Genomic DNA, 13394 nt, shown 5'->3' with positions numbered 1-13394 from the left:
CCCCCGTTATAATATCCTTCGTCCCACGGCACAAGCCACTTGTCGCAGCGATTTCATCATTTCGGCGAACATGGCCGGAGTAACGGACTGTGCACCGTCGCACCACGCGTGTTCCGGATCGTTATGCACCTCGATCATCACGCCGTCGGCGCCGACGGCGACAGCAGCCTTGGCCAGATCAGCAACCATCCAACTCTTGCCGGCTGCATGACTGGGATCAACGATAACCGGTAAGTGACTCAGCCGTTTGACGGCGAGGACAGCGCTCAGATCCAACGTATTGCGCGTAAAATTTTCAAAGGTGCGGATTCCCCGCTCGCAAAGAATAACATTTCGATTGCCTTCCGCCATAATATATTCTGCCGACATCAGCCATTCTGCGACGGTAGCGCTGAGACCGCGCTTCAACAAAACCGGTTTCTTCGTCCGCCCCAAGGCCTTCAGCAAATCAAAATTCTGCATATTGCGCGCGCCGACTTGGATCAGATCTACGTCATTTTTCAAAAAAGCAGCCACCTTGTCGACTGACATGATCTCCGTCACCACCGGAATCTGTTCCTTCCTGCTCGCACGGCAAAGCATTTCCAGCCCCTTATCCCCCAATCCCTGGAAAGCGTACGGTGACGTTCGCGGTTTAAAAGCACCGCCGCGCAGCATCGCCGCACCGCTGCTATGAACGGCGTGAGCAACGCTCTCTATCTGCCGCGGCGTTTCAATTGAACAAGGACCGGCAATAACCGCCACTGCCGGCCCGCCGACGGGAATACCGGCGACGCTGACAACGCTGTTTTTCCGGTGAAAAGCTCTGCTTGCCCGCTTGAACGGTTCCGCTACAGGAATAATATTTGCAATGAAGGCGTACTGCCGCAGCGCCGCCAACTCGACAGGCGCCGTATCGCCGATGAGTCCGAAGGCCGGCCCTTCAGCCCTGTCAACCCGTTCCACCTGCAGTCCTTGAGCCGTAAAATAAGCGGCCAATCCGTTCATCTCCGCCTCTGTTGTCTCTGCTTTCAATAAAACGATCATGCTTCCTGCCCTCCTCAAACCAAAAAGGGACAGGCTCCATGAGCCTGCCCCTCCGATACTGCAACGGTCGCTGACGACGCTGTCGCTTATACGGCAAAAGAAGTATCATCCTGAATTCGCCTCATGGTCTTGCCTATGCGATTGAATAAGAGGCACCAAAAATAGCCGGCGCTAACGACGAAATAGCTCCAGCTAAAATAGATATACCCGTATTCAATTGCTTGCAATGAGCCGAACGACGTATTCATTGTGCAAACATCCTTTACCGATGATCTTTTATCAACAAGTTGTGCCTATTGTATTCCAGCCCCTGCCGTTTGTCAAGAGGCGGAATCGCGCAGACTACCAGCTGGGCGGTATGGCCGGTGTCACGACGCGAAATGTATATCCCTTTTCCTTGAGCAGATGGATGACGTCGGGCAAGGAATTAACCGTCGCCCCATGACCGGCTGAATCGTGCATAAGAATAACGAGGTGTGTGTTCAGGTATGGCCGTTTCTCCAACTGACTGCGGATATTTTCCAATTCCTGAGACGACGTCTTGCCGCTGCCGTCCGCATCTCCGTTCAACGCATTCCACCCGACTTCTATATACCCCAAATCACGAACAGCCTGCCAATGAGCCGCCGTAAAATGTCCGGCCGTACCGCCGGGCGCTCGGGAAATGATAGGCCGTACATGAAGAATCTGATAGATCCGTTGTTCCGTCTTTTCCATTTCATCCGTGTAGGCCTGGGCCGACGCGTAAAGCTTTGCATAATCATGACTGTAAGAATGAAGCCCGATCGCATGCCCTTCCTGATAGATGCGCTTTACCGTTTGCGGATTGTTTTCCACGTTTTTACCGACGAGAAAAAACGTGGCGCGGACATCTTCCGACTTTAAAATATCGAGTATTTTTTGCGTATTTTCCTTGTTCGGCCCGTCGTCAAAAGTCAGATAGACGACGTGATCTCCGTAATAATATTCCCGTTCCGTCCCGCGATAATAGGTCAACGGCAGTCCTCGCTCACGACGTTGCTGCAAAGTGTACGCATCATAAACCGGTAAGGCATTATCTGCCGGCGGCAAAACGAAATCCTTATCCAGTTTGACGACTTGCGCCGTGTCAGCAGCAGGTAAACCGAACGCTTTACCCAGCTTAAAAGCTTCCGCCGTACCGGCAGGCGGCGTTTCCACCGCCAGTCGCAACTCTTCGGCCCAAGCCCTATGACCTGTTATGGTCCAACCGACCAACACCAAAATACAAACGGCAACAACGCCGATAAATCCTCGTAATTTCACGGTATCCCTCTCTATTATATGGACTTCTTATCCAAGTTGTCATATGCAATGTACTGCCGTATAGTGCAGGTTTCTCTATAGCCGTCTGCCAACACGCTGGCCGATAAGCCAAGGTCGTCCAATTCATCGAGAAGCGCTTCCGTCATGCGGTGCTGCACCGCATTGTAACCGGTGCAGAAGAGGACGCGCGCACAAGGCATGCCGCGGAACATGCCGCGGGGATGCTTGACCAATTTGGCCAATAGGGCCGGCGTCAACACGGCGCCGATCGGCCTGCCCATAATGGCCGCCGCCGTATCAACGCCGTCGACGCGCTCCTCCGACAAGGGTGAGCTGAGCATTTGCAGATTGAGTACGCCGATCAGCGTATCGCAAGTTTGCGGCAGCGGTATGTCATCAGCCTGCGGGGCTTTCAGCCATTTATGCCGGGACGCATCGGCTTCAATCAGAATATACCAGGCCGGATGACGGCTTTTCAAGTAATCGATCGTCTGTGCCTCCAGGCCTTCATAAAGACCGTCAGACGTCAGATTTCTAAACCAGGCCGGTACACGTCCGGCAGCGATCCGTTCGGCGCAAAAAGCCTCTCCTTCTTCGATATTACCGGTGCAAATAACATCAAATGGTCTGACATTATCGACGCGATCACTGTTTACGGACACCGTCGTGCTGATCATAATCGGCAGATTTGCAGTATGCCCGTATTTTCCCAGGCGCTCCAGCACCGTCGTCTTCCCGCCGGCACCGACGATCGCCGTAATCCCCGGATGCAGCAGACGCCGCCAGCGTTTATCTTCTACCATACTTTATTCCTCCTTACGTCATCCGGATCATCAGCGCACCGTCTCCAGGCAGCTGTATCCTTTCCAAGCCGTTTCCGCCAAATACCGCACCATCTCTACGGTCAGCGCCTTTCGCTCTGCGCCCGAACAGGTTCCGTAATTGGCAAATTCCAGTTCTTCACCGGCCAGGTGAGCTACATTTTCCCGCGCCGCCATGCCTTTATCCGTCAGCTCCGCCGCCGCCCGCTCTGCAAGCACGGCCATACCGGGACGGCCGCCGACGGCAATACGCCACCTGCCTGCGCGGATTGACGCCGCCCCGGTAAGATAATGCTCATCCGTCGGCAGGCTCCGGTAAAAGAAAAAAGCGCCATATCCGCTTCCCTTGGCGATATCTATCTGCGTGATCATATCGCCCAACGGCGGACAGCCAAGATAATCGGCAAGACTCATTCTCCCTTTGCCGTAAAGCTCCACGTCGACATGCATCGTCAACAAGATCGGAATAATCATGGAAAAAGGCGCCTTCACTGCCAACAAGGCTCCTAACGTGGCGTTTTCTTTCAGTCTTCGGTCGTGTATTTCGCGCAATGCCCGCGGCAAGACGCCGCCGTCAATTCCGGCAACCGCCCCGTTGGCTTCAAGGTCGGACAACGTCGTCATGGCCCCGACGGCCAATTCATCTCCGCCGTCGCGAATATACGACAAACCGGTATTCGCCAAATCAATAGTCAACGGCGGCTGCGTCTTCTCATACCGGTGACGCTGTCCGCCGGCGCGGAAAGAAGCGCCGGCAGTCTGTTGAAACATGAAGTATGCTTCTTCAGGCGTTGCCGGCATATAGCTGTTCTCTTGTATCGTCATATACAACCCTTTCTATTCACGCTGCAACAGTCCGATATTAGTCCGCTTCACATCTACCAAAAAGGACCCGTCACAACTGTCGAGGATCCGTTCGATCAGTTCATCCGGTCCCAGCGTATTATATAGATCTAATTCTTCTTTATACAGCAAGATCGGCATAAAAAGCTGCAACATCGTACCGTCAGCCAACTTCATCTCGCCCAGTTCACCGTCAAACTGTACGATAATGAGTCCGGATAATGCCGTATCCGGCGCGAAAGGCTCACAAAACTCCGTATTCGGAAGCACAAAGCCGTAAGACAGCCACAATTTATGAACATGGGGAAACCGCCCAAGCTCCATCAGCAAATGAAGCGGCCAGGCAGCAGGATCATCTCCGTCAACAACATCATTACAAGCCGAAAAGGGCCAGTTGCCGGGCAGCATCATATATAATTCGCCATAAGATGATTTTTTCGCATCGAATTCGGCGCTGCCGGGATATTGCATCGGAGCACCACTCATGCCGATCGTATGTATCAGGTAAAAAGGTTCTTCCACCGTAGGATATAAGATCCCGATATCCACAGGCAGCGGTTTTCTGGTGCCGTCACGCAAAACGGAATGCGTCCGATAAGGAAACAGCCGCCGGAAATAACATTTTACCTGTTCATTATATTTTCCGTCTATACTGCTGATCATCTCTGTATCGGTCAAGGAAAAAAAGCGCTTCCCTTGACGCCGTTGCGCAGTCAAAGTCATCCTATCCCTCCGCCCCTGTATCTTTTATTCATTATATCACATTCCGCCCATATTTGTCGGCAAAGAACAAGCGCAATTGCGCTTTCCTTCTCTGTACCTTTCTCCTATAATTAAATAAGAAAAAAATGAAGGAGTGATAATGATGAAACCGTTGCAAAAAACACTGCGCGCCGCCATCGTCCAAGCCGCACCGCTGCTTTTCGACAAAGAAGGCACACTCGACAACGTATGCCGACAAATCGGTGAAGCCGGCCGAAATGGCGCCAGACTGATTGTTTTTCCAGAATCGCTGATCCCCTGCTACCCATACGGACTAACCTTCGGCTTTACCGTCGGCAGCCGCTCCGAAGCGGGACGGCGCGACTGGAAAACGTACTACGATAATGCCCTTGCCGTTCCGGGAAACGACACACGGCGCATCGGCGACGCCGCAAAAGAGGCCGACGCCTATGTCAGTATCGGCATCACGGAACGGGACCGCGCCAACGCATCCCTTTACTGCACTAATCTGATTTTCGGACCTGACGGAACCCTTCTCGCCAAACACAGAAAAATAAAACCGACCGGTGCCGAACGGTATATTTGGGCCGATTCTCACGATAAGGCTACGTATTTCCCCGTAACCGACACACCGTGGGGTCCGATGGGCACACTTATTTGCTGGGAAAACTACATGCCCCTGGCCCGCGTTGCCCTCTATGACAAAGGCATATCCATCTACCTCGCCCCGAACACGAACGACAATCCCGAATGGCAGGACACGATCCGTCACATTGCCATCGAAAGCCATTGCTATGTCTTCAACGCCGACCAATATTTCACCAAAGCCATGTACCCCGCCACACTTCTCGAAACAGCAGAAATCGCCGCTCTCAACGACACGGTCTGCCGTGGCGGCAGCTGTATCATTGATCCTTACGGCCATTATGTAACGGAACCCGTCTGGGATCGGGAAGCAATCATCTATGCCGATCTCGACTTCGACAAAGTACCGATGAGCCGCATGGAATTCGACGGCTCCGGTCATTATTCACGGCCCGACATTTTAGAACTTATTGTACACGAATAATTTCTTTTTAAACCGAGAATCCTCTGGTCATTATACACCGCAAGAAACACCGCACTGCGCGATCTCATTTTGATCCTCAGCTCATTCATGATGACCTGAGGCATTACTTTGCCGATAAAATCCCACAGCCGCGTCTTGCCTACCGGCAACACGCCGTATGTCCCTCATGTACTTCTTCTTTTCACGTGCGCCAGTTAACATTTCCCTTGGATACAACGGCCATCACGATTTTGTTCCGCATTTTCAACGAAATTACCGGCCTGTGAAAAAGCGTTTTTATTTCCGCCTGCACAATCAAATTTACATAAAGAAACAGCAGATACAAAACCAATCTGCTGTTTCTTTTGTTGTATTATATTAATTACTCTATAGTACCAATTAGTAATACTTTATCGCATAATTGCCGCAATGGTACTAAACGCTATTAGCGATACACCAGCAATAAGCAAAAGTCCTACGCCTGCCCAAATAATAAGTTCAATAAAGACTTTTGATTGTTTTGTTGAATTAAAATCTTTAACATTGGTTCCAAGTGCAGCCAAAATCAATGCTCCACCGGTAGACATCGGAGAAAGGCCCGCCAAAGATCCTCCCGCCCCGACAGCTGCCATTAATGCAACGGGATCAACACCTCCTACTCTGACAGCAATATCAGCACACATCGGCATCATCGTAGGATAAACAACGCCTAAAGCAGAGCTTACAAGGCTGAGAAGACCTGCGGAAATGCTAATTAATGGAACGGCAGTCGTACTGTTCATAAATGACGCAATACCGTCGCTCATCAATTTAATTCCTCCTACTTTATCTACTACGCTCAGTAATGCTCCCACACAAAGGACCATCATAATCGTTCCCCATGGTAGCTCTTTCAAACATTCGCCATCTTTTGCAATTCCTCCCAAAACCAAGAGTACTGCGGAGAAAAATGCGGCTAACCCTATATTAACGTTGCCAAATACAATCAGCATTAGCATAAGAACGATACCACTTAAAGCGATAATCTGATGCTTTGTAAAAGGGGGCAATTCATTTTCTTCAACTGCTACTGTAGTTGATTTAACTGTATACCCTTTATATACGAGAAAAACGATAACGCCAAATATAATTGTAATTAAAGTTTTACACACTAAAATAGTCGGCATAACATTTTCAATACCTGCACTTGAAGCAGCACCTGTAATAATGGCAGCTTCAGGTGTAATGGGCGTCATACGTCCGGCCATTAAGCCAAAAACACCTATTAATCCCATCATAACCGGATTATATCCAACTTGAATAGCCGTAGAAACGGCTAAGGCAGGTATAATAGCTAAAGCAGGCACTGCCCCAGGCCCAATGCCGGCCACAATAAAGCCTGCAATATACATTGCGATCGGCAACATCCATATATGACCGCGAGTAGATGCTACTATCTTCTTAGCCAATAAATCCAAAGCACCTGTAGATTTTATTACTGAAAACAAAAAAGTAATTCCAACTAAGGTGCAAAACATGCCGCTACTGATACCGCCAATTAAAACTTTATCCGGCATGCCAAACAAACGAACGCAAACTGCACCCACAGCAATCGCTACAAGCCCAACATTAACATGCCGAATAAACGCTATGATAATGGCAAAAACGAACAATATAAATGATAAGGCATCCATTCCCATAATAGTAATCCCCTTTCGGATTTGCCCGAATTGAACATTCAGACTGGTGGAGAAAATACATTATTTACAAGGTTCACCGATATGAATCTGATGGCTGCTGAAATTTCCATCAATAATCGTAGTTGCGTATTTAGCGGCTTCCAACATTCTCTCGAAGCTAATGCCTGTTTCCATCCCCATTTCATTAAACATGTAAATCAAATCTTCGGAAGCAACATTTCCCGAAGCTCCTGGTGCAAAAGGACACCCGCCCAATCCGCCTAAAGCGGCTTGAACGTTAGGAATGCCGGCTTCAATACCTGCTAATGTACATACCACTCCCATGCCACGAGTATCATGGATATGAAGTTCATAATATTCGTTTGGAAATACCTTGGTAACAACATTGACCAAATCACGCACCATCTTGGGATCAGCCTGCCCAATCGTATCGGCAAGGCAGAACTTATGAATCCCCAGCTTTGTCCCCTCACGAATGATCCGCAATACATTTTCTACAGGAGTTTTTCCTTCAAACGGACATGTAAAAGACGTCGCCATAGAAAGGATAATATCCATATCAGGAAGTGCTTCCCGAATCTTCGCCAAGCCTTGCAGCGACTCTTCAACAGTCTGATTAATATTCGCCTTATTATGGGATTCGCTGACCGAAATGACTGTATCAATCTTTTTCAAACCGCATTCTGCAGCAGCTTTAGCTCCATAAAGATTAGGAACCAGTGCAAAAAAATCAAGGTCCTTATCGCCGTGTTTTTCCAAAGTCTTAGTCACAACATCTTTAATGTCTTTCATTTGAGGAATCGCTTTAGGATGAACGAAAGAGCCTATTTCCATGGTTTTAACACCGGAAGCCACGAGCATATCTATTACTTTCAACTTTTTTTCAGTCGGAATAAATTCTTTTACATTTTGAAAACCGTCGCGCGGGCCGACTTCAATAAAATTCACTTTTTGTATCATCATAATTCTCCCTTTTTAACATCTATTTCCGCCTATTACAGAACATTTTTTTTCGTTAATTCTTCCATTTGCTCACTGCTTAATCCAAGCCATTTGCCATATATTTCCGCATTGTCTTGCCCCAATTCGGGAGCCGGAGTTGAAATATCCGCTTTAGTCGTCATCAGCTTAATCGGATTTCCATTGACTCTCATGTCCCCAATAACGGGATGATGAATGGATACAAACATTTCTCTCGCCTCAGCAATGTGCGGATCTGTCGTAACCCGTTTTAAGTCATTAATAGGGGCAGCCGGAACGCCTGCCGCTAAAATGGATTCAACGTTTTCATCAATGGTACGCTGAACACTCCATTCCTCAATAATCGGTTTTAGATCAGCATAATTTTCACACCGTTTAATATTCGTTTCAAAGCGAGGATCAATCAATAATTCCGGTTGTTTTAGAACTTTTTCACACAGCAATTTAAATAATTTATCATTCCCACAACCAATTACAAAAAGTCCGTCCGACGCTTGAAACGAGTCATAAGGATATGCAGAAGCATATCTATTCCCCATGAGTTCAGGCTGTTTGCCAGATGCAAAATATCTCTGCGTTCCCGTTTCTAAGCTAGAAACAACCGAATCGACGAGAGAAACATCTACTCTCTGACCTTTACCAGTAAGGGTGCGAGCATGAAGTGCCATCAAGATGCCGATAGTTAAATTTGTTCCACCCAACACATCTCCCATGGCATTCCCCACTCGAAGAGCATGACCGCCGGCTTCACCGGTAATGCTCATCAAGCCGCCGGACGCCTGTGCAATAATATCATATCCGGGACGTTGAGAATTAGGCCCATAACAGCCAAACCCGGAAACAGCAGCATAAATGATCTGATCATTTACTTTTTTGAGCACATCATAGCCTACCCCTAGCTTATCCATAACGCCGGGACGATAATTTTCGACAACAATGTCTGCTTTTTTTACCATTTCTAAGAATATTTTTTTACCTTCAGTATCTTTTAAGTTCAGCGTGATACCTTTTTTACCTCTGTTAACATTGGCATAATACATGCTGGAACCATTTTTCAACGGACCAAATCCACGTGTATCATCCCCTTTTTTAGGAATTTCTATTTTAATAACTTTGGCCCCGTAATCCGCCAAAAGCATAGTACAATAAGGACCTGCCAAAACTCTGGTCAAATCTAAAACGATGATATCTTCTAACGCTTTACTATTACTCATCACAATTCCCCTTATCATAAGATTCTTAAACTAAATTTCTTCAACCACTCCTGCGCGCCGGAGCAATCAATATTATTTGCGTTTATTTTAATCCTCATGATTTCATTTGTAAAATTTAATCGATTTTTTATTATGTATTTTTACGTATTGTTTTGTTTTTTTATTGTATTAAATTTGATCAAAAAAGATTTTATCCCAATAAATTTTTATTGTATTTCTTAAAAGTACAACATTTTACCTGTTTTATTTTGTGTTTTTATGACTTTATGTCCAATTCAAATTTAATCGTTTTTTCAATTTATAATAAAAATTTTTGCCTGATAATTATTTGAATAATTCTTTATCCTATCATTTATTATTAAATTTTATTTCCCCCCTGCCTTTGATATTTATTACAAATTTTTTCGCTGTAATTTATATCAAAGCCTTTTTACACATTTTTCACTTGCTTACATCGCTATTTCTTTACAATAAGTTCAACATCTACGAACACCACAGCTGGATTCACAACTTACATCATTTGAATCAAATATTTTTCTTAGCCATACCCCAATGTACGAGGCTGCTATTATGCACATTAGCATCAATCAACTTCTCATAGACGGCACTATCATTTGCCGTAAAAACAATATCAATGTCCTTATTTATCTCACATTCCATCTTTTATTTTATAAAGCACATTTTTCAAGCATTACGTCCATCTATCATCACTTGCAACTTTATTTACTAAGCAGTTTTTTACTCATTACAAATAGAATCATCAAGTACCGTCATTACAACAATGGAAAGCCCCAGTCCTGCCAAACCCTTTTATTGCGCAATAACATTTATCTGAAAATTTTTACGAAACTAAAAAGAGTCTAATCCGGATGATTTGCCGGATTAGACTCTTTTTAGCATGACCTCTATACTATTATGTATTCAATCAATATTTTCAGCTCTTTCATTTAATGTTTGTTACTTTAATATTCAGTTCTTCCATTTTTTTGTATAACGTACTACGGCTGCAGCCAAGCTGTCGTGCCGTCCTCGAAACATTTAATTTATTCAGTGACAAAGCTTCTACGATACTGCTTTTATTCCATTTACCCAAGGTTACGTCATTGAGCATGCTGCTACTTTCCTTAGCCCCATTGGCTGGAAACGTCGTAATTATTTCTTCGGCAGACATCCTGTTCTCCAGCAAAATTGCTGCTCTCTCTACTAAGTTAAACAATTCCCTAACATTACCTCGCCATGGATAATCAGCAAAAAAGTCTTCCAAAATGCGAATATCCTCTCGATATTGATTAAATTCTTCTTTAAGTTTTTTACGGAATCCGTATTCGCAAAGCAAATAATAGTCGCGATCTCTTTGCCGTAGCGGCGGTAGCTTTAAAGTTAACGTGTTAATTGCATATGTTAATTCTTCCAAAAATTTCCCTTCTCTGATTTCTTCCAGTATATTCGCATGAACTGACGCAATAATTCGTACATCAATAGGAATGATGCTTTTCCCTCCCAGTCTTCTCACCTCTTTACTTTCTATAACGCGAAGAATCTGAGATTGTATCTCTTCAGATGCAGCATCAATCATATCGAGAAAAAGAGTCCCGCCATGAGCAAGTTCGAACGCACCTTCTCTTATTTCATTCCCTTTATTATCTCCCTCAACCCCGTAGAGTTCAGCCAAAAGACGATCAGACTGAGAATGCATGCAATGCACCGTAACAAACGGCGCATTTCTTCTAGCACTAGCTTGATGTATCGCATGAGAAAATATTTCTTTCCCTGTTCCTATTTCTCCCACCAGTAAAATGGGCGCATCAGTTTTAGCATAACTTTTCGCTATGCGAAGTGTTCTCTTTAGAACTACGGACTCTCCTATAATATCTGAAAAACGATACTTCGCAGCAATTCCTTTTTTTCGCAAATTACTGCGTATTTTTTGTTCGCTGACACGGACGGAATCAATATCTCTGAATGTTGCTACGACACCTTCTACACGATTGTCAATTTTAATGGGAACTCGGTTTGTAATAATAATATCATTGCCGACGCGCATCAGTTCATCTAACTCAACTTCGCCATTTCTCAAGGTCGTCATTAGTTTCGTTTCGGGAAGCATTTCTTCAATATACTTTCCTTTATATGAATCATCCCCCAATCCCAACATATCGCTTGCCTGCCTATTGACAACTTCTATGATGCCGTCCCGATCAACTGCAATAATGCCGTCGTGCGTATAATTAAAAATAGTTTCATATCTTTGAATATGAACTTGAAGACTTTTTCGTCTCTTTTCTTCAGCTAATGTTGATTTTAACACTTGATGAGCTGAATCCAGCGCCATTTCGATATCTTCTCTCGAATTATCCAAAATATGGTATTCCAAATTATACTTACCGGAATACAATACCGTCAATGAGCCTCCAACCCCAATTATGCACCCATCTTCAGCCGCGTTTTTCACTGCCATCTCAGCAGTTTCTTCATCAGTAAAATAATAGTATCTTATGTCCAGATTCAACATTGCACCAAGTATTTTCACCGTTCCGGGTACATCCCCCAATGAAAAAAACGCGATTTTCCCTTTTATCCCTTTGATACATTCAAAAATTCGAACATAACTATTACTTGTAAACTCGATCGTTATTACCGGTATATCAAACATCTGCTTTATAATACGCGCCATACCTCGACGGCTGATGATAACTCTAACGCCCTGAGCAACAGCATTCATAACATTTTTATGTATATCCGGAACCGTACTAAAACATACCTCTACATCCAAACTTTGTTCATCAATTATCTTTTCCGCGTCTTCCGCTAACCGTTGTGATGGAGATAAAAGCAAAATTCTCTTCATATACAATCCTTTCAATTATGATTATATTATTTTTATCATGACCTTATTTCTTTAAATATTATACTACTAAAAAAAGGAGTTGCCTTGTTTTACATAAAAGCAATATAAAAAAAGATTCAGCCTCAGCCGAATCCTTTTTACCAATCATTATACAAAGCAATCTGATACGCTCACACAGCATCTCCATAATCACGCTGGAGAATACGACGTAAAAACCGCCGCGTCCGTTCTTCCTGCGGATGTTCAAAAAGATCTGCTGCCGATCCTTCTTCCACAATGTTGCCGTCAGCCATGAAGATGACGCGACTGGCCACGTCTCGAGCGAACTTCATTTCGTGCGTAACCACAATCATCGTCGTTCCTTCATCAGCTAAATCTTTCATGACTTTCAATACTTCACCGACCAATTCAGGATCAAGGGCAGATGTCGGTTCGTCGAAGAGGATGACGTCCGGCTTCACGGCAATCGCCCGCGCAATGCCGACGCGCTGTTGCTGTCCGCCTGACAGCTGAGACGGATAATAAGCGGCCCGATCGGCAAGACCTACCTTTTCCAAAGCTTTCATAGCGCTGGCTTTCGCCTCGGCTTGCTTGATCCCTCGCCCGGCGGTCAGGCCGAGCGTAACGTTTTCCAATACCGTTTTATTCGCAAAGAGATTATATCCCTGGAACACGAACGCCGTCCTTTGCCGCACCTTGCGGATCTCGTCGCCGCCGGCGTGACGCAGATCCAGGTGCAGCCCGGCGAAATCCATCGTGCCGGCATCGGCCTGTTCGAGAAAATTCAGGCAGCGCAGAAACGTCGTTTTTCCGGATCCGCTCGGCCCCAAAATAACAACGACGTCGCCTTTACCGATTTCCATGGAGACACCTTTCAGCACCTCCAAATCCGCAAATTTTTTATATACACCTTTTATGGACATGATC

Annotated in this window: 11 protein-coding genes; 1 reads left to right on the top strand and 10 read right to left on the bottom strand. The window is 45.6% G+C overall.

Annotated elements, in window-relative coordinates; all coding sequences use genetic code 11:
* Positions 1–6: 6 nt before the first annotated feature.
* From aroF to HMPREF1250_RS08450, 5 genes are all read right to left on the bottom strand, one after another.
* Positions 7–1026: a 3-deoxy-7-phosphoheptulonate synthase gene (gene aroF / locus HMPREF1250_RS08470; RefSeq protein ID WP_023054232.1), complete on the bottom strand. Its 1020-nt coding sequence runs from the start codon at positions 1024–1026 to the stop codon at positions 7–9.
* Positions 1027–1368: 342 nt separating this feature from the next.
* On the bottom strand, positions 1369–2310 hold the full coding sequence (locus HMPREF1250_RS08465) for a polysaccharide deacetylase family protein (protein ID WP_023054235.1): 942 nt from the start codon (positions 2308–2310) through the stop codon (positions 1369–1371).
* Between the two features lie 14 nt (positions 2311–2324).
* A complete protein-coding gene (yqeC, locus tag HMPREF1250_RS08460) occupies positions 2325–3113 on the bottom strand; it encodes a selenium cofactor biosynthesis protein YqeC (protein ID WP_023054238.1) in 789 nt (262 codons plus the stop codon).
* Between the two features lie 30 nt (positions 3114–3143).
* Positions 3144–3956 (bottom strand): FAD binding domain-containing protein, encoded by an 813-nt coding sequence (locus HMPREF1250_RS08455; protein WP_023054265.1) that lies wholly within the window; start codon positions 3954–3956, stop codon positions 3144–3146.
* Between the two features lie 12 nt (positions 3957–3968).
* Positions 3969–4697, bottom strand: a complete 729-nt coding sequence (locus tag HMPREF1250_RS08450; RefSeq protein WP_023054225.1) for a suppressor of fused domain protein — start codon at positions 4695–4697, stop codon at positions 3969–3971.
* 139 nt (positions 4698–4836) lie between these two features.
* On the opposite strand from HMPREF1250_RS08450, the gene HMPREF1250_RS08445 reads away from it, so the two are divergent.
* Positions 4837–5766 carry a carbon-nitrogen hydrolase family protein gene (locus tag HMPREF1250_RS08445; RefSeq protein WP_023054230.1) on the top strand — a complete coding sequence of 310 codons (930 nt, stop codon included), beginning with the start codon at positions 4837–4839 and terminating at the stop codon, positions 5764–5766.
* Positions 5767–6155: 389 nt separating this feature from the next.
* On the opposite strand, the gene HMPREF1250_RS08440 is transcribed toward HMPREF1250_RS08445, so the two are convergent.
* The 5 genes from HMPREF1250_RS08440 to HMPREF1250_RS08415 all read right to left on the bottom strand — a co-directional run bounded on the left by HMPREF1250_RS08440 (position 6156) and on the right by HMPREF1250_RS08415 (position 13393).
* The gene (locus HMPREF1250_RS08440; RefSeq protein ID WP_023054233.1) at positions 6156–7424 is read right to left on the bottom strand and encodes an SLC13 family permease; all 1269 of its coding nucleotides are present in this window, start codon (positions 7422–7424) and stop codon (positions 6156–6158) included.
* Between the two features lie 60 nt (positions 7425–7484).
* Positions 7485–8387: a hydroxymethylglutaryl-CoA lyase gene (locus HMPREF1250_RS08435; RefSeq protein ID WP_036243088.1), complete on the bottom strand. Its 903-nt coding sequence runs from the start codon at positions 8385–8387 to the stop codon at positions 7485–7487.
* 32 nt (positions 8388–8419) lie between these two features.
* Positions 8420–9619, bottom strand: coding sequence for a CaiB/BaiF CoA transferase family protein (locus HMPREF1250_RS08430; RefSeq protein ID WP_023054226.1), 1200 nt, complete (start codon positions 9617–9619; stop codon positions 8420–8422).
* Positions 9620–10562: 943 nt separating this feature from the next.
* On the bottom strand, positions 10563–12467 hold the full coding sequence (locus HMPREF1250_RS08420; RefSeq protein WP_023054257.1) for a sigma-54-dependent Fis family transcriptional regulator: 1905 nt from the start codon (positions 12465–12467) through the stop codon (positions 10563–10565).
* Between the two features lie 170 nt (positions 12468–12637).
* Positions 12638–13393: an amino acid ABC transporter ATP-binding protein gene (locus HMPREF1250_RS08415; RefSeq protein ID WP_196806866.1), complete on the bottom strand. Its 756-nt coding sequence runs from the start codon at positions 13391–13393 to the stop codon at positions 12638–12640.
* Between the last annotated feature and the right edge of the window lies 1 nt (position 13394).

The organism is Megasphaera vaginalis (ex Srinivasan et al. 2021) (genome assembly GCF_000478965.1).
Classification (GTDB): Bacteria; Bacillota; Negativicutes; order Veillonellales; family Megasphaeraceae; genus Megasphaera; species Megasphaera vaginalis.
This window is presented reverse-complemented; position numbering and strand designations above follow the sequence as displayed.